This is a genomic window from Lactococcus garvieae (assembly GCF_016027715.1).
GTDB classification, from domain to species: domain Bacteria; phylum Bacillota; class Bacilli; order Lactobacillales; family Streptococcaceae; genus Lactococcus; species Lactococcus garvieae_A.
The window spans coordinates 1,303,811-1,326,836 of sequence record NZ_CP065691.1 but is presented as its reverse complement, the minus strand read 5'-3'; the positions used below and the strand labels follow the sequence as shown (position 1 = coordinate 1,326,836).

Here is a 23,026-nt window from a genome sequence, read left to right as displayed (position 1 = left end):
AATTTGCTTTTGGTGTTGCAAATTTTGACAAGTAAATGACACCCCACCGAGTTGCGCGAGGGTGGGTGGTGGTAAGAAGAAAAATTAAAAAGTTTTCTTAAGAAATGAGGTGGAAAATTTGGACTATGAAAAATTTTTCAACGATGTAAAAAATTGGATTTTAGAATGTAATTCTCAAGCGGTGAAGTTGGGTTTCGGAAATACTGAATTCTGGGACTGGGCTGTGATGTCACTTGGAGAGTTATCAACAAAATATGACAATCAACCGCTGGTCATGGCTCAAACAAATATGTTGCTTGACTGGTTAGAAGATACCTGGGAGGGAATGAAAAAATGAAATTAAGCGAGATTGAAGCAGCTGGAAGAACTACAACTATTTATGATAGCGATAATTATAAATGGACTGGGATTATAGCTGACAGAACACTTGCAAATTACGGTTCAGCAAGTGATTATCAAGACAAACGTGCACTGGACTTTGAAAAAAGTAGGATAGTGTACACAGCAGAGCAAATGCAAGAGTATGCAAAATCAAAAGTGGCTGAAGCCTTTGAAATTTATGATGTGGATTTACATGACGAAGTATTAGAAGAATTGTTTGGGGAGGCATAGGAGTATGTCTCATAAATATGGTGCAAAGAAAGTGACTGTTGATGGAATCACATTCGACAGTAAAGCAGAAAGTATTTACTATCAGCTGCACAAGGATGATCCTAACATGAAAATGCAAGAGAAATTTGTTCTGATGGACAAGTTCCGCTTGAATGGTAAAGCATACCGTGAGATTGCATATAAACCAGATTTTACTTTCTATGATGAACAAGGGAACTTGGTAAAAGTAATCGATGTAAAAGGTATGATCTTACCAGAGTTCAAAATTAAAGCAAAGCTATTTGCTAATCGTTATGGGATTCCAATTACGATTGCTAAAAAAGTTGCACGAAAAGATGAATTTACAGAAAAGGTGATGTGATGAAGAGGTTTGAAGAAGAATTCAATTATTTAATTGAGTTATCGGGAAAAGTCCTTACAGGTCAAATTGAAGTAGAAAAATTTGAAAAGCACAGAACAATTTTTCTAAATAAATATGCTGAAAAGCAGCAGTCAGAGATTCCAGAGTTCCTGGCGGCTGAAATTGAGCGAGTGAAAAATGAAGGTGCCAAAACACTAAGCGAATTATACAGTGCAGACATTAAATGGCTGACATACGGAACGACTTATCTTAATGGAAACGAGTTGAAGCTTGCTGAATGGTTTTATGATAATACAGAAACATTTGAATTAGCTTTTATCCACGGCTACACAGTCGCTAAGGAGAAGCGGTTTTATCTAGCTGATGTAAATTTTGGATTTTATATTTCTGATTTGAGTATTAAGGGGGTAACTAATCCAGTCACTATATATAAAGAACGTGCTAGGCAGTTTTCTCAGCAGGAAATCGACAGCATGGAAACTGGAAGCTATAAGCAGATTGAGGTGGAAGGATGAAAGAAAAATTTAAACAATGGATAAAACGTTGGGAACGAGAAGCAGAAAAATCTAGAAAGAAAATTGAAGCTCAAGAAGAACTCAGAAAAGCTGAAGGTGTATCTGAAAGTTCTTTATCTTGGATTGATACAAATATCAAGAAAGAAACAGATTACTTGAATATGTGTGAAGAGCGTATCTCAGAACTGCAGGCAAAGCTTTAGGAGGGATTGGACAGTATGATTGAACTAAACAAGATTTACAATGAGGATTGTTTGGAAGGTATGAAGCGAATTCCAGATGGTTCCGTAGATATGATCTTGTGTGATTTACCTTATGGAACTACTAACTGCTCATGGGATGTTATTATTCCATTTGGGAAACTTTGGGAACAATATGAGCGAATAATCAAGGATGCTGGCGCAATAGTTTTAACTGGGGCGGAACCGTTCAGTAGCCATCTAAGAATGAGTAATCTAAAGCTTTATAAATATGACTGGATATGGGACAAAGTAAAAGGGACAGGTTTTTTAAATGCCAAGAAGCAACCCATGAGAAATCATGAAATTGTTTCTGTTTTTTACAAAAATCAACCTACTTATAATCCACAAAAAACATCGGGCCATAATTTAAAAACTTCTTTTCGTTCAAACGAACATCAAACTGATGTATATGGAGAAATGAAACAAGATTATACTTACTCCTCTACTGAAAGATATCCTCGTAGCATTCAAATATTTAGCACAGACACGCAAAATAGTTCATTGCATCCCACACAAAAGCCAGTTGCTTTATTTGAATATTTGATTAAAACCTATACAAATAAAGGATATACAGTCCTAGATAATTGCATGGGTTCAGGAACAACAGCAATTGCATGTTTAAACACAGAGCGTAATTTCATAGGATTTGAAACAAATAAGGAATACTATGATAAATCTTTAGATCGTATCAAAAACAATGTGACACAACTAGACTTATTCGAGGAGGCGAAATGACAAAAACAAAGCTGCAAATCATGCGTGAGAAGGCAGAATATGATATCGGAGAGCTTGCAGATATTGTCTCTCCACTAATTGAAAAAACAGTTGTCAAAGGGTTGAGATTTGATCAAATTAATGCGCTAACTATTATGTATGAGTTTGGGCATATCAAATTTAATGATGATTTACTGAAAGTATATGCCCAAGCCCTCGGCTGCTCGGTAGATGAATTGAGGGAGGAGTGAAGATGGATAACACAACATCCAACACAATTTTTGCAGTTGCAATTATTTCAGCAATTGTAATTTGGCATTGGATTAACAAGAGATATGGAGACGATTAAATGACAAAAACAGCAAAAGACAACTTGAAAGATCACCTGTGGCCTTACAGTGATGAGGATATTGCAATAATTCGTGAAGAAAAAACACAGCTTGTAACTGCTGCAGAGTTTGCTGAGGCTGTTGAAGCTTTGAAAAAATCAAGGGAACGTCTAGGCGATTTCCAAGAACCTTGGAATGAACGTGAAAAAGAAGTCGACTTAATTCTTAGCGAGGCACTCGCAGAAATCGGAGGGGAAGATGAATAAGTACGTTAGCGTTGAAAAAACTTTTGAAAGAAATTAATCATGAAAAAGTTCCCGTTGCTCTTTATGGTAACGAAAAACTCAAAGGAGAATATGAAAAAGGGAAGTGTCATGGTCTTGAATTAGCTGAGGATAAAATTAAAGAGTTGGCAAAAAGAGAAGACCAACCTAAACTCAGCATACCGAAGAAGATTGCGGAAGAGCTTGATGAACTAGAATTTGATTGGGATATGATGGTTTTCCAAAATATTTCAGAAGGAGATTATCAAGAGCTATTTGATTACATAGATAGAGGTAACAGTCCTATCATAATGACTTACCTCGCAGGCGAGGCGCTCGGTGTTGATTTTCTGGAGGTTGAGGGATGAATTTAATTGTAACAATATCCTTGGTTATTACAGCAATATTCTCTTTGCTGAACTTTGGGCAACTGAGTAATATTTTGACTGAGATGAAGAAAGATAACTTAAATGGCGACAAATAAAAAAATCCCTTCAGGGATCAAAAGGCGAAGAGCAATTCCAGTACCGCAGCGGGAATTTGAACATGTACTTCCTGCAGCTATATCAGCAATAAGCAATAGGCTATCTGATGGTGTAGAAGTTTATGAAGTATATATTTGCTTGAAACAAGGTCGGGAAATGCTTAGTTATGATTATAAAAAAGAATAGGAAAAATGATAAAAAAAATAATCTGCAAGATATTGAGACACAAATGGGTTAGCTTTCATTATGCTTATGAAGTCTGTATACGTTGTGATGCAACTAGAATCAATCTTAAGTAGCAAAAAAAGCCCGCGGGTAATGGGCTTAGCAAACAATACTTTCTATCTCAATTATATCATATTTTGGAGGTAGAGAATGCGGAAGAAACAGGAGATAAGTTCCGAAACATTGGCTTTTCTTGAGGAACAGTTTCGAAGTTACCCACAGATTGGTTTTCTTAAAGCAGTAGCTGAAAAAAGAGATGCTAACAAGTCTGTGGAATACTATGACACATTGGAAAAAGATATTAATAATGCCTTTGAATGTTTATCAGAAGATTTACAAGAGATTGTAGAAGAATGCTTTTGGGGCAAAAATAGGCACCTTGATTGGGAAACAATTGGAGCAGTTTATTTAGGCGTGAAGCGTAGGAAGTCGTATGAAGTACGATATCAGATACTTGAAGAACTGGCACTAAAACAAGGATTATTAATAAGATAAGGGCACGAAAAGAGGTTTCTGTGCCCTTTTTTGTATGAAAAAATAATGATATGAAGCAGAAATCTATGAAAGGAGAAAAGAGGTGTGAAGCTAAATCAAAAACAAAAGCGCTTCTGTGAGGAGTACGTAAAGCTTGGCAATGCTACACAAGCCGCAATTAATGCGGGATATTCTAAAAAGACAGCTTACTCTCAAGGGCAGAGATTGTTGAAGAATGTTGAAGTCCAAGAATATATAGCCGAACTCAATGAAGAACTTAAAAAGGACAGTATAGCTGGAGCTGATGAAGTTTTGCAATTTCTAACTTCTGTCATGCGTGAAGAACAAACTGAGGAAGTTCTCAGATTAGATGGAGAAGGCGTTCAAGTCAAAGAAACCATTAAGGTTCAACCAAAAGACCGGATAAAAGCTGCTGAGCTTATTGGTAAGAGATATGCGTTATTCACTGATAAGAAAGAGGTTGAGGTCACTGATGTAACATTTGTCGATGACGTGCCAGAAGGTGATGACGTTGACTAAAATTAAAATGTCAATCAGCAAGGCTCTTGGTAAGGGCTATAACTCTTTTTATCATAGCCGGAATTTTTATAGAGTTGTAAAGGGATCACGTGGTTCGAAGAAATCAAAAGATACTGCGATTGATTACACTGTGAAAATACTGAAGTATCCCTGGGCAAATCTTTTAGTGGTCCGGCGATTCAGTAACACGAATAAACAATCAACTTATTCTGACTTTAAGTGGGCAGCTAACCGCCTGGGAGTTTATCATCTTTTCAAGTGGAATGACTCTATGCCAGAAATCACTGTCAAGAAGACAGGTCAAAAGATTCTCTTTCGCGGTCTTGATGATGAATTAAAGCTGACGTCTTTGTCAGTTGAAATTGGTTATTTATGTTGGGCCTGGTTTGAAGAAGCTTATCAAATTGAAAAAGAAGAAAAGTTTGACACGGTTGTTGAATCAATACGTGGGGCAAGTGATGAGCCGGGATTTTTCAAGCAGATTACTGTCACGTTTAACCCATGGAGTGAAAGACATTGGCTAAAGAAAAAGTTCTTTGATAGCGAGACAAAGGTAAAAGATGTTTTTGCTAGGACTACAACTTTTCGTATCAATGAGTGGCTTGATGAACAAGACAGGCAGCGCTATTTAGATTTATACCGTACGAATCCAAGGCGGGCAAGAGTGGTCTGTGATGGAGAGTGGGGAGTATCGGAAGGACTTGTCTTTGATAATTTTGAAGTTAGAGAGTTTGATATAGAAAAAGTTATCCAAGAAGTGGGTGAAACAACTCATGGAATGGACTTTGGATATACAAATGACCCTACTACATTGACAAGTTCAGTATTGGATCAAAAAAATAACACGCTCTACATTTACGATGAGCTTTATAAAACAGGAATGCTTATCAAAGATATTGTCAAAGAAGTTGGAAAACGGAATATGATGAAAACGGAGATTACCGCAGATAGTAGTAATCCAATGGTTATTGATGAGTTGAGAAACGCTGGCGTTCGAAGAATTCGAGGGGCAAAAAAAGGCCCTAACTCAATTGCATTTGGGATAGACTTCATGCAGAATTTAAAAATTGTTATCCATCCAAAATGTGAACACACAATTGAAGAATTTAATCTTTATCTTTACAAGCAGGATAAAGAAGGAAATTGGCTCAATGAACCCATTGATAAAAATAACCATATTATCGATGCACTTCGTTATTCTCTTGAGCAATATTCAATTGGTAAGCCGAAGATTAACATAATGAAAGGAATATTATGAGTAACATTTCACTATTGAAAAATAATGTGATGATTAGTTCTACAACTAATGTCACAGAAAGTCTTATCAGGGAGGCGCTCACACTTCATGCACAGCTCCTACACAAGTTTAAAGAGGATTATGACTATTATGTTGGTAAACATAAAATTTTGACTCAGAAGCCAAAAGAGAACGGAAAACCAGACCATCGAATCATGGTGAACTTTCCAAAGTATATCGTGGATAGATACACTTCCTATTTTATTGGTGTTCCTGTGAAAGTAACCAGTGATGATGAACAAGTAAATGAATTTGTTGATTTGTATCGAATGGAAAACGATATGGAAGATATGGAGTATGAAATTGCAAAGACAGCTTCTATTTATGGTCGCGCTTATGCTTATTTAGCGCAAGATGAAAATTCTGATACGTTAATCACCTATGCGACACCGCTTGAGGCTTTTGTTGTATATGATGATACAATATTCCAACGCCCATTGTTCTCGGTTTACTACAGCACCAACCAAACCACAGGCGAGTTTTCGGGAAGATATACAACAAGAACAGAAATAGTTGATTTTATAGGAGATACCTCAAACTTTGTAACCGATGATTCTCAAATTAATCCTTATGGTGGAATTCCTCTGATTGAGATAGTTGAGAATGAAGAGCGACAATCTGCTTTTGAAAATGTAAAAACACTTATTGACTCAGTCAATCGTACTTTATCTGAAAAGATGAATGATGTTGATGCTTTGGCTGATGCTTATTTAAAGATTTTAGGTGCAGAACTTGACAAAGAGGCACTTGAAAAACTAAGGGATAATCGAGTGATCAACATGGAAGGGGCAGATGGGAAGAGTATTGTTGTTGAATTCCTTACAAAGCCGAATGGTGACACTACACAAGAAAATTTACTTGATCGTCTCCAAGATTTAATTTTCCAAATTGCTATGGTTGCGAATATTAATGACAAAGACTTTGGCAGTGCAGCTAGCGGAGTATCATTGCAATATAAATTACAAGCTATGAAAGATCTTGCTCAAGCTAAGGAGCGTAAATTGAAGGTTGCCATGAAAGAGTGGTATAAAATGCTTTTCAAAGTACAGTCTATCACTGGGAAACTTCCAGAAAATGCTTGGAATAAACTAAATTACAAATTCACTCGTAATTTACCAAACAACATATCTGATGAAGCAGAAACAGCGAAGAATCTTGATGGAATTGTTCCAAAAGATATCCAACTCAGTGTCCTATCAATTGTGGATAATCCAAAGCAAGTAGCTAATGACATGGAAAAGGCGGCAGAACTTCCTAAATTGCCAGTGATGACAGATACAAACATGGAGAATGTAGATGAATAGTCGAGTATATTGGAGGATGCGGGAAAAGGAAAATCAATTAAAAGTTCTTAAAGACCAAAAAGAGTATGAACGTGAGCTGGCTCGTATATATGAGCAAGTGCAAAGAAATATTCAACGTGATATAAATAATTTCTATGCGAGATACTATAATCAAAAAGAAGGCTGGACTTTGGCAGATGTGAAGAAGGCTGTCAATCAATTTGATATAAAAGAATTTGAAAGCAAAGCAAAAGAATATGTTGAAAACAAAGACTTTTCCGCTGAAGCTAACGAACGATTAAAGCTTTATAATCTGACTATGAAAGTTAATCGTTTGGAGATGTTAAAATCTGAAATTGGTTTGGAAATGCTGAAAGGTAGCAGTGATTTAGACAAACACGTTAAAGAAAAATTACTAAAAGAAGCAAAAGCTGAAGCTGAACGTCAAGCAGGAATACTTGGGAGAACAGTCAATTCTCTTGATTTTAGCGACAAATACTTTAAGGTGTTGATTAATGGCAGCTGGAACCAATCGTCTTTCTCTGAGCGAATCTGGGGTTACAATGATAAATTAAAAGGTGTGCTTGATGGCTTAATTCCACAAATGATTATTCAAGGGAAGCATCCAACAGCGTTAACTAAAGACTTGAGTAGAATTTTTGGATCAGCAAGATTCGAAGCTGAAAGACTTTTACGAACAGAATCAAGCCGGATCTATGGTGAGATGGCAAAGGATGCTATCAAAAAGGCAGGTTATAAGCAATATGAATGGCTTGCAGAGCCTAAAGCGTGTGACATTTGTCGCCCCATGGATGGAAAAACATTCGATATAAAAAATGCGGAGTTTGGAAAGTCTTTATTTCCCATGCATCCAAACTGTCGTTGTTCAATTATTCCAGTCATTCCTGACTTTGATATTGATGATTATTTGGAAAGAGGAAATCAAGCTATAAACGAAGCTATGAAGTCCTATAATGGTTCTAACGATGAAGATGTTAAAAAAGCATTCGAGGGGTTGTTGGAAAAGAATAATGATATAATAAAAGTGAATAATCCTATAAATGATATAAAAAAATATATGAATGGTATCGATTTAAAGAAAGCCAGTCATAGTGATTTGATTAAACTTGGAGCATTAGTTAATGAGCAATTTGATATTGCAGGAAAAATAGGCCAAAAAGAAGAACTTAAGAAAATTTTCTCTAACTTCCGAGAAATTGGGGGAACAGTTCCAAAAGATGGGTGGGCTAAAGGTTCAGGTAAAGTAGCTAAAAGTCGTATTTCTGAGGCCTTCTCGTATTATCCCAAAGAATGGGCAGAATATGCTTACAACGCTGGGAAAAGTATTTATACAAAAGATACGCAGCGTGGATTCTTTAGCAATATAGGATTAAAAGGGAGAACATGGCGAAGTGGTATCGCTGATAATGCTGTAAGTATTATGCTTAGTAAAGGAAGCAACACTGTAAGTTATCATGAGATAGGACACTATGTAGAGCACTTTAATCCGGAAGCTTTAAAATTATCACAGGAATTTGTTGCATATCGGACAAAAGGTGAGCAAGAGATTGACATGCAGGATTTGCAGTATTGGTATCGCCGTGGAGAAAAAACCAAAAAAGATAATTTTATTAGTCCCTACATTGGTAAAAGCTACAATAATGCTACAGAGGTACTTAGTATGGGATTGGAAAGTATTTTTGAGCCAGGAAAAGGTAAGGTATTTGCACAACCTACTGAAAAAAGTGAGTTGATTCTGAAGAAAATCACTGATGACCTAGAATATCTTAACTTTATAATTGGAATGTACTTGAAAGGATGATGAAAATGGATAAATTTAAACTACTTGAAAAAAAGTATGAAGAACATTTTAATGTTTCATTTCCTCAAAGAATAATTGGGTTTTGGGATCCTGTTCATGACACTCCTCAATATATCCAAACTGTGGGTTATGATGAAATGAAAAAAGCTGTTGATGAAGCGATAGCTAAAAACGAACCATTTGAAGAAATACCGGAAGAAGAATGGGCGAGTATTGTATTTTAAAAATTGAGTACTGACAAATTAGTCAGTACTTTTTTTATTGAATAATTTTCAAAAGGGCACAAAACTGCATAGGAGTGCCCTTTTTTTTGCGCGAAAATTACTGTATAAGCCCATCAGTGTAAGGCTAAAAATATCACTAGATAGCTGCGGAGCTTTATACCAGGAGAATCATAATGAGTGAACAAACACCACCAGTTGAACTAAATGAAACACAAGTAGCTACACCGCCAGCAAATGAACCTACTCAACCACCAGTTGAAACTCCTCCAGCGGAGCCAACAAACGATGGACCTACAAATGCTGATTTTGCAAAAATGCGAGTTGAAAACAACAAGTTAAAAAAGCAACTTGAAGCATTTGAGGAAGAAAAGCGAGAGCGCGATTTTGCCAAAATGAGCAAAGAGCAACGTGCAAAAGCTGAATTTGATGAAGAACGTGAGAAGTTTGAAGCTGACCGTAAAGCATTTATTCAAGAAAAACAACAAGCTCAGATTGCTGCTGATTTATCTGAAAAAGGCTTGCCGAAGTCTTTTGCCAAGGTTTTGGCGCTACTTGATAGTGACGAAGATGTTCTATCACTTATTGATGAAGCTGTCAAAGAACAATCTGAATTGATTGATTCGAAAACAAAGGCGCTTCTTGCAGGTACTCCACCAAAAGTAAGTCGGAATACTGGGGAAGCACCAGTCACAAAAGAGGCATTTAACAAAATGAGTTATGCCCAAAAAATGGATCTTTATCAAACAGATAAAGAATTATACAACAAGCTAAAGGAGGCTTAATAAATGGTACAAGGAAAAACAACTACTGCTAATGTAGTTATCCCAGAGGTTATGGCTGACATGATTTCAGCAAAATTGCCAAGCAAATTGCGATTTGCAGGGCTTGCGGATATTGATGACACGCTCACTGGTAAACCAGGAGATACTATCACTTATCCAAAATGGAAATATATTGGCCCAGCTGAAGATGTTGCGGAGGGTGAAGCAATTCCATTAGATCAACTTGGAAAAGATGTTGCTGATGTAAAAGTGAAAAAAGCCGGTAAAGGTGTAGAAATTACTGATGAAGCAATGCTTTCAGGTCTTGGTGATCCAATCGGTGAAGCTGGACGTCAACTTACCTTGTCAATTGCAGACAAGGTTGATAATGACCTTTTAGCGTTAGTTGATACTTCGACTCAAAAAGTTGAAACAGCAACAGCTGGAAAAATTACACTTGCTGATTTGCGAAAAGCTATCGATGTATTTTCAGACGAAGACTTGCAAAATATGGTTCTTGTAACTTCCCGAACTGATGCAACAAATTTACGTGATGAATATCTTGCAGCTAACTCAGGTGCTGATGTTGCAGCAAATATGCAGACTGCCGGAGCATTTGCTCGTGTCTTAGGTGTGGATATTATCCGTTCAAATAAAATTGCTGCAGGTAAAGGGGCCTTGGTTAAAACTACAATTGATCCCGAAACTGAAGAAACAGGAAGTGCGTTCCGTATTGTTATGAAACGTGGTGTGCAAGTTGAATCAGATCGCGACATTATCAAAAAATCTACAGTGATTACAGCAGACGAACATTATGGTGTTTATCTCTATGATCCAACTAAGCTTGTCCTCATTACTACACCCTAAGGCTCCCCAGGAACCAACTGGGGTTACGCTAAATAAAACAACATTAACTCTTGCTGTTGGTGCAAAAGAAACACTGACTGCAACAGTTGAGCCTGTAGATGCTGTAGATAAAACTGTGACTTGGTCATCAAGTGATGAAACGATTGCTACAGTATCAGCACAAGGTGAAGTAGAAATTATTGCAGAGGGAATCGCAAATATCATAGCCTCGACAGTAAATGGAAAAACTGCAACTTGTGAAGTAACAGGCACAGCAGCTTAATAAAGTGAGGTGAAAAATGAGTATGCTATTACGTCGTTATCATCAAAAAGAAGAAGTCCAAGATGTTGTAAAGGACAATGAACTTCTTGATGATAATTCAAATGGTGAAAACCAAAGCAATGAAAAAATTGCCAAACCAAATTCAAGCTCAAAAAAAGATGATATCAAAGCTTACTTGACAAGTAACGGAATAGAATTTGACGAAAGTGCCAACAAGGATGTTCTTCTGGCATTGGTTGAATAATGTCTGCTATTGATGATCTTAAAGTAATGCTTGATTTTGATGGTGAGGACACAGCACGTGATAAAAGATTAAATCTGATTATCAAGAATGCTGAAGCTTCACTATTGACCCGATTACCTGGACAAAAGGAAATTCCTAATGAATTAAGTTATATCGTTGTTGAACTTGCCATTATTCGTTTTAACCGGATTGGAAATGAGGGTATGAAAACTTTCAGGCAAGAAGGTGAAGATATTACTTACGATTTAACAGATGATTTAGCTCCTTTTATGGATGCTATCAATGCTTGGTTGAATAACCAAGAAGATCCTCCAGGTAAAGCCGGAAAGGTCCAGTTTCTATGAGATACGGTGAAACAGTTATTTTTGTAAAAGTGATTGAAGGTGGGAAATATGATCCAGTTATTGGAGACTATAGCAAACCCACAGAAGTCCGAACTGTAAAGCAAGCTAATGTATCTGTAATGACCGCACAACGCCAGCAGGTGACCTATGGGGACGTGAAAAACACACGATTTACTATTAGGCTCCAAAGAGAATACACTGCCTCTTTTTCTCATATTGAGTATAAAGGCCACAAATACATGTTAGATACTGACAAAACACCTCGGAATTCGTCAGTGCTTACGGTGATTAGAAATGGCTAGTGTATCAATAAAAGGCGCAGATGCTTTAAAGAAAGCATTGCAGAAAAATTTAAAGCTTGAGGCTGCAAAAAAAGTTGTCAAAAATAACAGTGATCAATTGCATAATGCTCTTGTTCGAAATACGAGGAAAGGCGTTGTCTTTTCAAAAGGGTATTCAATGGAGCAAATCAATCAAGATATTGCTTCACGTATGCCTGAGTATAAGGATGGTGGCTTATCGTCTGAACAAGGGACAGCGAAAGATTATGCACCCTATTTGATCAACGGGACACGGTTTATGGAAGCAGAAGATTTCATGAAAGAACCTTTTGAGACACAACAGGAAAAATTCAAATCGGATATGGAGAGATTAGTTAAATGAAAACACAATGGCAAGATCTTCATGACAAATTATTCATGATTGCTCAAGGACAAGTAGGAGACGATAATGTCTATGACTACCGACAACTTGATGATGTGAAATATCCTTTTGTAGATTTCAATGATTCTGATTGGACTGCTTCTGGAACTAAAGTAGGCGGGGCAATAAAAAAATTCAATTTTACTTTAAATGTTTGGTCAGAAATAGAAGATTTAAAAAACTTGTCAAATTATGCTGAAAATATCATGAGTCAAGCTAGTAAAGCAAAAGGCTTTACACTACTTGTCAATGAATCGAGTATAAAATACTCCATTGACAGAACTGTCACGCCAAATGTTAGGCGGGCAATGATTACATTAACTTTTAGATAAAAAGGAGAAATAAAAATGGCTGGAGAAACAGTTACACCACAAGCGGTCCAAGGAAAAAATATTGTTTTCATGATTCGTAAATATGCAGACCGTAAAACTAAAGCTGCAAGTTCTGTTATTTTTCAAACAGATTATGGCCGTTCATTAAGCGCGGATAGTGATGCTACGGCAACTAAAGACGGTAACGTCAATACTTCTAAGCCTGCGGCAACAGAAGTTACAGCATCACTGATTTTGTCCACACAAGATGATCTAATTGATGAATTAGAAGAGGCTTGTCAAAATGGTGATTTACTTGAAATTTGGGAAATTAACCTTCAAAAACCTACCACAGAAGAAGGTACAACACCTATGAAATATAAAGGTAAGTACATGCAAGGGACTTTAACGTCATTTGAACTTTCTGCGAAAGCCGATGATCTTGCAACTTATGATAGTACCTTCTCAATCAATGGAAAACCACAAAAGGGCGAAGTTACTGTAAGTAAAGAAAATCAAGAAGAAATTGATTATGTCTTTGCAGACACAACTGCCACACCCTAATGCGCCCCAGAATGTAACTGGGGTAATTAATAGTGACGGATCTATTACTGTAAGTTGGGACAAGGTAGAAGGAGCGCTTGCGTATCTCACACATTATGGAGATGCTAACCAAGGTGCCTCTTCGGAACTTAAATACATGGGTTACTCTGAAACGAACTCATGGACTCTAGCTGCAGATAATGTTCCAGAGCTTCAAACAGGAGATTTTATTCTTGTAACGGTACAAACCTACAATGTAAAAGCACCTAGTGATATTCCTACGGAAGTAGAAAAGGCACAGTACCTCCATGATGGAGAGTTTACAGGCTCGGCTTGGAGTGAATCTGTGACACTAACATTAACAACTAATTAAGATATCAGGAGAAAAAAATGGAATTAGTAATCAACGAAAAAACTTACACTTTAAACTTTGGAATGCGCTTCTTGCGTGACATCAATAAAAAAGTTGAAACACCAATTGAATTTGGTTCAGCTATCAAGCAACAAATTGGATTGAAGTACTTTGTTTCTCTTCTTTTGGATGGAGATATCACAGCACTCGCAACAGTTATGATCACTGCAAATGCTGGTCAAAAACCTAACCTCACACAAGCAATCGTTGACAACTACTTTGACGATGAAGATACTGATATCGATGCTTTATTTGACAGCGTGATGGAGGGTTTAGAGACAGCGAATGCTACGAAGAAAGTAGTCATTCAACTCAAAGAGGCAGTGGAAGCAGCGGAAGCGCAACAAGAATAGATGCTGATGAATTCTATGAAGCGGTAGCAGTGAACTGCTTCCGTTTTTTTGGGATAACAAATTGGGATGAGATAGACCGACTGACATTAAAGCAATACAGAATTATGAGTGAGGCCTTACGATTGAGGAATATCGATGAAGAATTTTCAGCACATCGGCAAGCCTGGTTAAATCGTGAAGTTAAAGCTGAAAAAGAGGTCGGGAAGAGAATTGAACCAGTATATGCGACATTCAAACAATTCTTTGATTATGACAAATTAACTGGTGAAAAAACTGATGATACACATCAAGTGGAAACATTTGAAAGTCGAATCAGTAAAATGTATCAAAAACGGAAAGGAGGAAAATAATGTCAGAAAGCTATACAGTATCAGCAACGCTTAGTGCGAAAGACCAAGGCTTTACAAGTACTATGAAAGCAGGACTTGGTGCACTTGATTCTTTAACAGCAAAGGCTGCTAAGTCAGGAAGTATTTTTAAATCTGTTCTTGGTGCAAATGTCATTGGTTCAGGAATTACCAAAGGGCTTAGTTTGGTTAGTACTGGAGTTCGTGGTCTTGTTTCTGAGTTGGATGAATCCAGCAAAGCTTGGCAAGTCTTTCAAGGAAATATGGAAGAGTTGAAAATGCCAACTAAGGATATTCAGGCTGCTAAAAAGGATATGCAACAGTTTGCCACACAAACTATCTACTCTGCCTCTGACATGGCTTCAACGTATTCTCAGCTTGCAGCGGTAGGTATAAAGAATACAGGTGAGCTTGTCAAAGGTTTCGGGGGTCTTGCAGCAGCTTCTTCTGAACCAACACAGGCTATGAAGACATTGAGTCAACAAGCTACCCAAATGGCAGCTAAGCCTATGGTGCAATGGCAAGACTTTAAACTTATGCTTGAGCAAACTCCGGCAGGTATTTCAGCGGTTGCAAAAACCATGGGAATGAGTACCAAAGACTTAGTTAAAAATGTACAAGACGGTAAAGTGAAAACGCAAGAGTTCTTTGATGCAATTACAAAAACAGGGACAAATGCGAACTTTACAAAAATGGCTACTCAGTTCAAAAGTGTTGGCCAAGCTGTTGATGGACTGAAAGAAGGTCTGTCTAATAAACTCATGCCAATCTTTGAGAGAGTGAGTAAAAAAGGAATTGAGCTTGTCACGAACCTTTCGGACGCTATCGAAAAAATTGACTTTGAAAAGATAGCCAATAAGGCAATGAGATTTGTTGGAAATATAAAAAAAGGATTTTCTCAAATCTGGTCAGGTTTTAAAGATTCGGGAGCCATATCTGCACTGTCTTCAGCATTCTCCGCAATAGGTGCAGCAATTAAAAATGTTAAATCTGCTTTATCTGGCGGCGTGGGTGAAGGTTTGAAAAATCTTGGTTCGTCATTAGGAGGACTAACTTCTAAAGCTGCAGGCGTGATTGAATCAGTTGCTAACGCCATTGCAAAAATGTCTCCAGGACAAATTAACCAAGTTGTGGGAGCTTTAAAAGCAGCAGCAACTGCAATGATTGCTTTTAAAGTGGGATCAATGGCCTTCCAAAAAGGGTTGGCTGTCTACAATGGTGTAGCTAAAACAGTTGGTGTTATCAAAACCCTTACTTCAGCTTTGAAAGGTTTATCGTCAGTTCAAGGAGGCAAAGGGACTAAAGCCCTTGCAGATATTCCAACGGCTCCAGCAACTTCAAAACTTTCTGGTTGGACTGGAATTGCTAAAAGTGTAGGTATTATTGTTGCTATTGGTGGATCAATGAAATTGGTTGCCTCAGCTTTCAAAGATATGGCAAATATTCGAGTATCTTGGGGGCAACTTGGTAAGAATTTAGCACAAATGGGAACATTCCTTCTTGCTGCTGCAGTTTCTATGGGGGTTATAGGGGGAGCTATTCAACTCTTTCCACCTATTGCAACAGCTTTGGCTATCGGTGCCGGTGTGTTTGTTGGTTTAGCTGAAACAATGGGATTGGTTGGGAAAGGTTTAGAATCATTTGCAAAGAGTTCAGATTCTGCAATTAAAACAGTAAACAATATTAAATTTGATAAAAACTTCTCCAAGAAGCTAGTTGAACTTTTAGGAGCTATGGCAGGTCTTTCAGCAGTAGGAAGTTTTGCAGGAATTATAGGTGGTTTGTCAGCACCATTTGCTGTGCTAGGAGCAATTAGTTTTACAGCTATTTCCGCTACAATTACCAAGATTTCTAAATTTGCAACAGAACTTGACTCCATGAACATTCCGGAAGCTAATGTTATTAAGCCAAAGTTGAAGCAAGTTCAAGATATTGCTAATGCATTGGCATCATTCAAAGTTGGTAATGTTGGTAATATTGGAGCAGTATTCAGTACGGCTTTTGCAAATTTATCTACAGGAAATATTATTGGAACTTTTAAAAAAGTTTCTGATTTTGTTCAAGAAGTTAGCAAAATGCCAAGTATTGATTCATCGGTCTTGCAGTCTAAGTTCAAGATGCTAGCTGATGTTAGAAATGAATTAAATAAAATTACTCAGTCAAACTCTACTGGAGGAACAAGTATTGACGCGGCTATTAATTCATGGTTTGGAAAACTTGATACTTCAAATCTTGTTGCATCATTTCAGAAAGTGACGGATCTTGTAAAGAAAATTTCCTCTATGGAAACTGTAGATGCATCAAGTCTTGATGCTAAATTCAAAACGATAAAAGATGTGTTTGAAAAAATCCGAAGTTTTTCAAAAGAAAATTTTGACTCATCAATATTTGATAGTTTGAATTCACTTTTTGGAAAAATGGATACTTCAAACTTGGTCAACTCTTTTACAAAAGTTGCAGATTTGACTAATAAAATTGCAAACTTACCAACCATTGATAGTGGTGTTATCGATACAAAATTTAAAGCAATAAAAAATGTATTTACGAAGCTACATGACTTTAAAATTGAATCTTACACAGGGGATACTTCTAATTTATCGTCATATAACAAAATTATCAGTGCTATCAATGAATTATCAGGATTTGTCCAAAAGTTAGCTAGTACTAATATTGTTGATATTAGTGGTAAATTGAACCAAATAAAAACTACTATTACTCAATTATCTAAGTTCACAGTTCCTGCACCACCAGAGAACTTAACACAGACTTTGGATAATGTTAAGAAGACAGTGACACCGTTAGGAGAGATCGCTACTTCAATGGGTACTATCGCCAATATTCCTGATTTATCAGCTATAGGGCCTAAAATTGATCAGATTAAGGCAGCTGTAAATAAAATTGCTACTTTGGTTATTTCACCAATGGCGTCTGGACTTAAAGATTCCATAACAGGTCTTGAACCTGTCATTTCTAGCATTACAACAATTGCTCGTAGTCTCCAAGCTTTTAGTGGTGTTGTGATTAATGGTGAGGCAATTTCAGCAAGCCTTAACACAATAAAGTCTGTGCTTAATAATGGTGTTTGGGATGCAATGCAAACAGGTTTATCTAAACTAGGTACCATGGAAACTACATTTACTAGTGGAACTACGGCATTTCAGTCTCTAAAAACAATGGTTTCAGCAATGAATAATATTCCGGCAGCTTCAACAGCTATACAAGCAAACGTGGATAATATCCAAAAAGGATTAGACAAGCTATCAGGTATTAACTTCAGTGCTGATATCGCTGGCAAAGCTGCTCAGTACGCTGCAGCAGTGAACAGTCTTATTTCTTCTTTAAAAGGAATGGGTGGAAACTTTTCACCAGTAGGTAATGAATGGGCTTCAAAAATTACTCAAGGATTTGTTTCAGGAATTTCTTCGTCTACAGGAAGGGCGACATCTGCAATCAGAAGTTTAATTTCTGCAGTTAGAGGAGCCGGTGCTTCTAGTGCCGGACAATTTCAATCTGTTGGAGCCATGATTGGTGCTGGATTGGCATCTGGTATGTATAGCGCCCTTGGACAAGTAAGAGCTGCTGCAGATGCGTTAGTTGCGGAAGCAAATAGGGCAGCTCAAGCTAAAGCCAAAATTCATTCACCATCTCGTTTGTTCCGTGATGAAGTCGGTTGGTATATTGGCGCAGGGGTTGCAGTTGGTATAAGTAAGAGCACAGCAACAGTTGTAGGAGCTACTAAACAGCTTACTAACAAAACACTAAGTGCTGCTACAGCAGTGCTTCCAAAACTTCAAACAGTTAGCACAAAGATGTTAGATGCTGTTACTCCAGATTTATCTTCGTTGTCTAACTTTGCTCGGGATTCAAGAGCTAGATTTGAAAGTAAGCTCAATGCTAATTATAGTTACAATCAACCAATCTACGTGACTGCAGAAGTAATCTCAACTCTTGATGGAAAAGAAGTTGGGTATGGTACCGCAAGATACGTAAAACAAAAAAACGATGCAGAAGATGCACGTCATAGACGTTTAGGAGGGAAAATTTAATGTCTTATGAATTTAGAGACACTACAGATTTGTCTGATCATAAAGAGAGTATGTCAAGTGAGGCATTTTCTATTGATGGACTTTATCCCGAAAATGAATTATCCGAAATAAAATATCGTACATTGCAAGTTATAGGTCGAGAAGAACTAACCTATGATTTATATAAGGCAGACAGTATATATGGGGTAGACGGAGAAGCATTAATCAATAAACGACTGCCGGGGCGTGAGTTAACGATTAAATTTAAAATTGAAACTCAGACAGCAGCCGAATTTGCGACAGCTTATCGGAAACTCAAAGGATTTTTAGTAGGGAATCATAGACAGATTAAGTTTGATGATGAGCCTAATCTTGTTTATGTTGGGACTTTAGCTGCAATGGATAGTCCTGAACCTGGACAAGTACGAGGAACAAATACCTTCACATTTTTCTGTGATGATGTCCATCCCAAAAGTGTAGATACTAAAGTTCTAAATGCAACAAATTCTGGAGGGGTAAATGGCTCTATTGTAGCCAATGAAGACGGTTCTGTTACAGTCAATGTAAATAACCAAGGGACACTTGAGACTTATCCTCAAGTAAAAGTTACCCATACTTCAGACAATGGTTTTGTGGGATTGGTTAGTCCAGAATCAGTGGTTCAATTGGGAAGTATTGAAGAAATACTAATCAATAATAAAACCACCGAAAAAGTGAAATATAAAAGTGCGTGGCTCTTGAATGAAAAAAGAGGGAACAACACAAACTTTAAAGATTTTGCGAATTCCAAGGATACCAACCCTCAAAACGAAAAACTGGAAACAGATGGGACCATCGCTTTTAAAAATGATGGTTTGCGACTAACTGCTTTGGGGAGTCCACCGGTTTATGGTTCATATCTGACTATGGGGGGATTGAAAAAGTTTACGATTCCAGCTGATGAAAACAAAGAATCCGGTGCGCGGTTCTTCAGTTCTTATATGAATATTTTAGCCTGGGCAGGAAAAATGGGTCAAACTGGTCTATTACAAGTACTTTATATGACAAGTGCTAACAAGTTGATTTGTGGTTTTGGTATTTATAAAGATGATTCAAAAGGAAATACTGCTAATGCACAATATTATATTGGTGGAAATACCCAGCGTACGTTTCATAACTTTAAGTTTCCAGCAAATAATGCAGAATCAAATCAAAAGCCAAACAATAAAAATAAAAATTTCAACTCCTCAAAAGGTGGAGTAACTATCACCAAAAGCGCCGGTGGTAAATTTAAGTGGTCACTGACAGATACGAGTCAATCTTTAACTGTTCCAGAGTTAGACAGTGCCAAAGTTTCACATATCTATGTGTATATTGGCCAGCTTAAAGGAAGAACCATTAGTACAAATCATTTCATGTCAAACATTGTTTTGCGTGGATTGAGTTTCAGAAAAGATGATGTTGCCATGTATTTTGATGAAACAACTGACGTCGAAACGATTATACCGGCCAATCCTCACCATTATGGTGAAGGAGAAGTTCTTCTGGTAGATATGGGCAGTGCTAAAGTCTTTAAAAAAGATGGCTCTATTCCAGGTAATGATGAGTTAATAACAGGGTCAGAATTCTTTTCAATTCCTCCTGGAGAAAGTAGCTTTGATTTGTTTTTCTCTGATGAAATGACAACATTACCAGATATTGAAATAAGTTGGAAAGAGAGGTTCCTATAATGCAAATTAGTATTCATGACTCTTCGATGGAACGAGTAGCTTATATGAATAATGATTTACCTGATGCGCTCCACTACTTTGATGACAATTGGCACAGATATTTAGCTGAAGGGTCTTCTACCTTTGATTTTAAAGTCAGGAAAAATCATCCGGATGCTTCATTGATTACTTCCCAGGGATATGTCTCATTTACCTATGAAGATACAGATTATTTATTTGTTGTCATGATTAAAAAAGAAGATGATTATGTTCTTGAGGTTCAAGGAGATAACCTTAATCTTGAACTAATCAGTGAGCAACTTGATCCTTTCAAAAATACAGTCGCTCACACATTGGACTGGTATATTTGGAATGCCGCAGGTCTTTCGTCAAATGTAATTGCGATTGGAAACAATCCGTTTACAGATACAAAGATTCTAACTTTTGAGCAAGGAGAGACAAAGCTTGCTCGCTTGATTGCAATTATTCAAGCATGGGGTGGTGAATTTGAATTTATCACCTCACTCAAGAATAACGGTACATTAAATGAGCTAACTCTTAATATCTACCCAGAAGGCGGTGTGGGAGAAGTCAGGGAAGATGTCACTTTATATTATGGTCAAAACATAAAGGGTGTATCTCGTACAGAAGATAAGACAGGCTTGTTTAATGCAATAACTGTGACGGATTCTAAAGGTAAGTATAAGTGGAATAACCTTGAGAAAACTATTAAAAATAGCGATGGTAATATTGAATTTTATAAAAAACTCAATGAAACAACTGCTTATGCACCTATTTCAAGGGATCTATTTCCTTCTCAAATCAAATCGGGCACATCAGACCAATGGATCAGAAAAGATTTTAAGATTGAAGCTAAGTCGATTGAACATTTGTGGGACTATGCACTGACTCAATTAAAAGAAAATGCTTATCCAAAGGTTACATATGAGGTTGAAGCTACAAGTACAGCTGTTAGAAGTGAGCTAGGGAATGATAAGCGCTTGAATATTGGTGATACGGTGATTACTTATGATTCAAATTTTGATAAAGATGAAGGTGGTTTAATTCTTTCCACTAGAGTTTCTGAACAAGAGATTTCCTTTTCAAATCCCTTGAATGATAAGTTGACTTTTTCGAATTTTGTTAAATTAAAGAGCCGTATTTCTGATGATTTAATCGATCGTATGAATGATCTCATTAATCAAAATACACCCTATCGCTTAGAAATTTATACTGATAATGGTACAGTCTTTAAAAATTCTGCAGGCCAAACGACACTGTCTGCTCATATCTTCTTTGGTCAAGCAATCACTGAGAGTGAAGCAGATGCTATCCAATGGTACAAGGATGGAGAGGCGATTGTTTTAGGTACAGAAACAAGTTGGACAGTGAACGCAGAAGACATTGATGGAACTTCGGTTTATTACTATGAAGCTACAGTTGGTGAGAAGGTCTTCAAAAGTCTAGGATTGACTATTACAGATGTATCCGATGGTCTTGACGGAGTTGATGGCCGTTCAATTGTTTCAGTAGAACAGAAATACCAAATTACAAATAGTGAGACCGCTCCTCTGGATCCTTGGGAAGATAGTACATGGATTCCAGATACTCCTTTCCCAGACAAAGAACATCCGTACCTCTGGCAAATGACCAGGACGACCTATAATAAAGAACCTCTTACAAGTGATGTCACAGTTCTTGCGGGGACTTATGGCAAAGGAGAAGACGGTAAGCCAGGAGACGATGCCTGGGCAGTCAATATGACCTCAAGCAGCGTTACTCTTCCGGCAGACAATGAAGGGAAAGTATTGTCCTATGCGAACTCAGGGAATAGTTTCACAGTAATATCTGGCTCAGGCGGTTATCTAACTCCTCGGGCAAGTAGTGCAACTCTAGGTCCTAATGAGTTTCAAGTGACAGCCACTGCCACAAATTGTAAAGTTGGAGTATCCACAATTTTAACAGACACACATCAAGTCGCCTTTGCGAATATTAGTGAGATTCCAGATGGTGTTGGACGTACAGCTTTTATTGAATTTGCGATAAAAGTAAATATTGCGGGGCAAATCGCACATGTTTATAAGACACAGAACTTTGCGACAGCAACAGGTGGGAAACCTGGTCCTCCTGGACCAGATGGTGACCCTGTAACAGTTACAGGACAAAAAATTGATTATGCTTCATGGCCAAGTGCGACAGAATTTCCAGATGACGGTGCAGAATGGGTCAGTGAAATCCCAACGGTGCCAGAGGGTGAATATCTATGGACACGGATGATTATTCAATTCTCAGATGGAAGTGAATCAAGACCTTTCTACTCTATTGGAAATCAAATTGATTTAAATGCTGTTTACTCAAAAATTGAGCAAACAAAGGATGGAATCTTACAAACCGTGGGTGAGAATTACACTTCAAATGATGAGTTTCATCAATTACAAACCACGTTTGAACAAACTGCAGATTCTTTTCAAATGGGATTTGATAACATGTCGAAATTTATGGATGTAGGTGGAAATCTTACAGAGGATGAATTTGAGGTTGAAAGTAGCTTTATCAAGTTCGATGCGACAGGAATTACTCTGGGACAGTCAAGTAGCCCCATCCAACTTATCTTAAGTCCAACGCAACTTGTCTTTGACCAAGCGGGGTATCCCGTTGCAGTAATGAGCAATAATAAATTAACAATTAACAATGCGGAGATTGGCGAATTCCTGAAACTTGGGAACTTTGAATTCATTCCGCAAACTAATGGCAATCTAAGCTTTATGAAAGTGGGGTAAA

Annotated in this window: 31 protein-coding genes; all 31 read left to right on the top strand. The window is 37.4% G+C overall.

What is annotated here, in order from left to right; all coding sequences use genetic code 11:
- Positions 1-118 precede the first annotated feature (118 nt).
- The 31 genes from I6G50_RS06630 (at position 119) to I6G50_RS06480 (ending at position 23,025) form a co-directional block, all read left to right on the top strand.
- Complete coding sequence (locus tag I6G50_RS06630) at positions 119-337, top strand: hypothetical protein (RefSeq protein ID WP_197908317.1); 219 nt, start codon at positions 119-121, stop codon at positions 335-337.
- On the top strand, positions 334-612 hold the full coding sequence (locus I6G50_RS06625) for a hypothetical protein (protein ID WP_197908316.1): 279 nt from the start codon (positions 334-336) through the stop codon (positions 610-612). The genes I6G50_RS06630 and I6G50_RS06625 overlap by 4 nt, the downstream gene beginning before the upstream one ends.
- 4 nt (positions 613-616) lie before the next feature.
- Positions 617-973, top strand: coding sequence for a DUF1064 domain-containing protein (locus I6G50_RS06620; protein WP_197908315.1), 357 nt, complete (start codon positions 617-619; stop codon positions 971-973).
- A complete protein-coding gene (locus I6G50_RS06615) occupies positions 973-1,488 on the top strand; it encodes a DUF1642 domain-containing protein (RefSeq protein WP_197908314.1) in 516 nt (171 codons plus the stop codon). Before I6G50_RS06620 ends, I6G50_RS06615 begins: the two co-directional genes overlap by 1 nt.
- Positions 1,485-1,691 (top strand): hypothetical protein, encoded by a 207-nt coding sequence (locus I6G50_RS06610; RefSeq protein WP_197908313.1) that lies wholly within the window; start codon positions 1,485-1,487, stop codon positions 1,689-1,691. The genes I6G50_RS06615 and I6G50_RS06610 overlap by 4 nt, the downstream gene beginning before the upstream one ends.
- Positions 1,692-1,706: 15 nt before the next feature.
- The gene (locus tag I6G50_RS06605; protein WP_197908312.1) at positions 1,707-2,465 is read left to right on the top strand and encodes a DNA-methyltransferase; all 759 of its coding nucleotides are present in this window, start codon (positions 1,707-1,709) and stop codon (positions 2,463-2,465) included.
- Positions 2,462-2,695, top strand: coding sequence for a helix-turn-helix domain-containing protein (locus I6G50_RS06600; RefSeq protein WP_197908311.1), 234 nt, complete (start codon positions 2,462-2,464; stop codon positions 2,693-2,695). Before I6G50_RS06605 ends, I6G50_RS06600 begins: the two co-directional genes overlap by 4 nt.
- Before the next feature lie 98 nt (positions 2,696-2,793).
- Positions 2,794-3,039 (top strand): hypothetical protein, encoded by a 246-nt coding sequence (locus I6G50_RS06595; protein WP_197908310.1) that lies wholly within the window; start codon positions 2,794-2,796, stop codon positions 3,037-3,039.
- Between the two features lie 11 nt (positions 3,040-3,050).
- Complete coding sequence (locus I6G50_RS06590) at positions 3,051-3,404, top strand: hypothetical protein (RefSeq protein ID WP_197908309.1); 354 nt, start codon at positions 3,051-3,053, stop codon at positions 3,402-3,404.
- 102 nt (positions 3,405-3,506) lie between these two features.
- Positions 3,507-3,707 carry a hypothetical protein gene (locus I6G50_RS06585; RefSeq protein WP_003136595.1) on the top strand — a complete coding sequence of 67 codons (201 nt, stop codon included), beginning with the start codon at positions 3,507-3,509 and terminating at the stop codon, positions 3,705-3,707.
- 189 nt (positions 3,708-3,896) lie between these two features.
- Positions 3,897-4,241 (top strand): hypothetical protein, encoded by a 345-nt coding sequence (locus I6G50_RS06580; RefSeq protein WP_003136594.1) that lies wholly within the window; start codon positions 3,897-3,899, stop codon positions 4,239-4,241.
- 84 nt (positions 4,242-4,325) lie between these two features.
- A complete protein-coding gene (locus I6G50_RS06575; protein ID WP_197908308.1) occupies positions 4,326-4,760 on the top strand; it encodes a terminase small subunit in 435 nt (144 codons plus the stop codon).
- Positions 4,747-6,018 carry a PBSX family phage terminase large subunit gene (locus tag I6G50_RS06570; protein ID WP_232252390.1) on the top strand — a complete coding sequence of 424 codons (1,272 nt, stop codon included), beginning with the start codon at positions 4,747-4,749 and terminating at the stop codon, positions 6,016-6,018. The genes I6G50_RS06575 and I6G50_RS06570 overlap by 14 nt, the downstream gene beginning before the upstream one ends.
- The gene (locus tag I6G50_RS06565) at positions 6,015-7,361 is read left to right on the top strand and encodes a phage portal protein (RefSeq protein ID WP_197908306.1); all 1,347 of its coding nucleotides are present in this window, start codon (positions 6,015-6,017) and stop codon (positions 7,359-7,361) included. Before I6G50_RS06570 ends, I6G50_RS06565 begins: the two co-directional genes overlap by 4 nt.
- Before the next feature lie 16 nt (positions 7,362-7,377).
- Positions 7,378-9,162: a minor capsid protein gene (locus I6G50_RS06560; protein ID WP_197908305.1), complete on the top strand. Its 1,785-nt coding sequence runs from the start codon at positions 7,378-7,380 to the stop codon at positions 9,160-9,162.
- Positions 9,163-9,167: 5 nt separating this feature from the next.
- Entirely contained in the window at positions 9,168-9,386 is a 219-nt protein-coding gene (locus I6G50_RS06555) for a hypothetical protein (protein WP_197908304.1), read from the top strand.
- Positions 9,387-9,559: 173 nt separating this feature from the next.
- The gene (locus tag I6G50_RS06550; RefSeq protein ID WP_197908303.1) at positions 9,560-10,168 is read left to right on the top strand and encodes a capsid assembly scaffolding protein Gp46 family protein; all 609 of its coding nucleotides are present in this window, start codon (positions 9,560-9,562) and stop codon (positions 10,166-10,168) included.
- A 3-nt stretch (positions 10,169-10,171) separates the two neighbouring features.
- Positions 10,172-11,014, top strand: coding sequence for a N4-gp56 family major capsid protein (locus I6G50_RS06545; protein ID WP_197908302.1), 843 nt, complete (start codon positions 10,172-10,174; stop codon positions 11,012-11,014).
- Positions 10,977-11,276: an Ig-like domain-containing protein gene (locus I6G50_RS10555; protein WP_332262348.1), complete on the top strand. Its 300-nt coding sequence runs from the start codon at positions 10,977-10,979 to the stop codon at positions 11,274-11,276. Before I6G50_RS06545 ends, I6G50_RS10555 begins: the two co-directional genes overlap by 38 nt.
- A 16-nt stretch (positions 11,277-11,292) precedes the next feature.
- On the top strand, positions 11,293-11,520 hold the full coding sequence (locus I6G50_RS06535) for a hypothetical protein (RefSeq protein WP_197909434.1): 228 nt from the start codon (positions 11,293-11,295) through the stop codon (positions 11,518-11,520).
- Positions 11,520-11,864 (top strand): phage head-tail connector protein, encoded by a 345-nt coding sequence (locus I6G50_RS06530; protein ID WP_197908301.1) that lies wholly within the window; start codon positions 11,520-11,522, stop codon positions 11,862-11,864. Before I6G50_RS06535 ends, I6G50_RS06530 begins: the two co-directional genes overlap by 1 nt.
- Entirely contained in the window at positions 11,861-12,166 is a 306-nt protein-coding gene (locus tag I6G50_RS06525) for a hypothetical protein (protein WP_197908300.1), read from the top strand. The genes I6G50_RS06530 and I6G50_RS06525 overlap by 4 nt, the downstream gene beginning before the upstream one ends.
- The gene (locus tag I6G50_RS06520) at positions 12,159-12,527 is read left to right on the top strand and encodes an HK97-gp10 family putative phage morphogenesis protein (RefSeq protein WP_197908299.1); all 369 of its coding nucleotides are present in this window, start codon (positions 12,159-12,161) and stop codon (positions 12,525-12,527) included. Before I6G50_RS06525 ends, I6G50_RS06520 begins: the two co-directional genes overlap by 8 nt.
- Positions 12,524-12,898, top strand: a complete 375-nt coding sequence (locus I6G50_RS06515; RefSeq protein WP_197908298.1) for a hypothetical protein — start codon at positions 12,524-12,526, stop codon at positions 12,896-12,898. The genes I6G50_RS06520 and I6G50_RS06515 overlap by 4 nt, the downstream gene beginning before the upstream one ends.
- A gap of 15 nt (positions 12,899-12,913) precedes the next feature.
- Positions 12,914-13,441 (top strand): phage major tail protein, TP901-1 family, encoded by a 528-nt coding sequence (locus I6G50_RS06510; protein ID WP_197908297.1) that lies wholly within the window; start codon positions 12,914-12,916, stop codon positions 13,439-13,441.
- Entirely contained in the window at positions 13,410-13,793 is a 384-nt protein-coding gene (locus tag I6G50_RS06505; RefSeq protein ID WP_197908296.1) for a fibronectin type III domain-containing protein, read from the top strand. The genes I6G50_RS06510 and I6G50_RS06505 overlap by 32 nt, the downstream gene beginning before the upstream one ends.
- Before the next feature lie 17 nt (positions 13,794-13,810).
- Complete coding sequence (locus I6G50_RS06500; RefSeq protein WP_197908295.1) at positions 13,811-14,185, top strand: tail assembly chaperone; 375 nt, start codon at positions 13,811-13,813, stop codon at positions 14,183-14,185.
- A gap of 104 nt (positions 14,186-14,289) precedes the next feature.
- Positions 14,290-14,535, top strand: coding sequence for a hypothetical protein (locus I6G50_RS06495; protein ID WP_197908294.1), 246 nt, complete (start codon positions 14,290-14,292; stop codon positions 14,533-14,535).
- Positions 14,535-18,578 (top strand): tape measure protein, encoded by a 4,044-nt coding sequence (locus tag I6G50_RS06490; protein ID WP_197908293.1) that lies wholly within the window; start codon positions 14,535-14,537, stop codon positions 18,576-18,578. The genes I6G50_RS06495 and I6G50_RS06490 overlap by 1 nt, the downstream gene beginning before the upstream one ends.
- A complete protein-coding gene (locus I6G50_RS06485) occupies positions 18,578-20,266 on the top strand; it encodes a distal tail protein Dit (protein WP_197908292.1) in 1,689 nt (562 codons plus the stop codon). The genes I6G50_RS06490 and I6G50_RS06485 overlap by 1 nt, the downstream gene beginning before the upstream one ends.
- Positions 20,266-23,025: a phage tail protein gene (locus I6G50_RS06480; protein WP_197908291.1), complete on the top strand. Its 2,760-nt coding sequence runs from the start codon at positions 20,266-20,268 to the stop codon at positions 23,023-23,025. Before I6G50_RS06485 ends, I6G50_RS06480 begins: the two co-directional genes overlap by 1 nt.
- Position 23,026 lies beyond the last annotated feature (1 nt).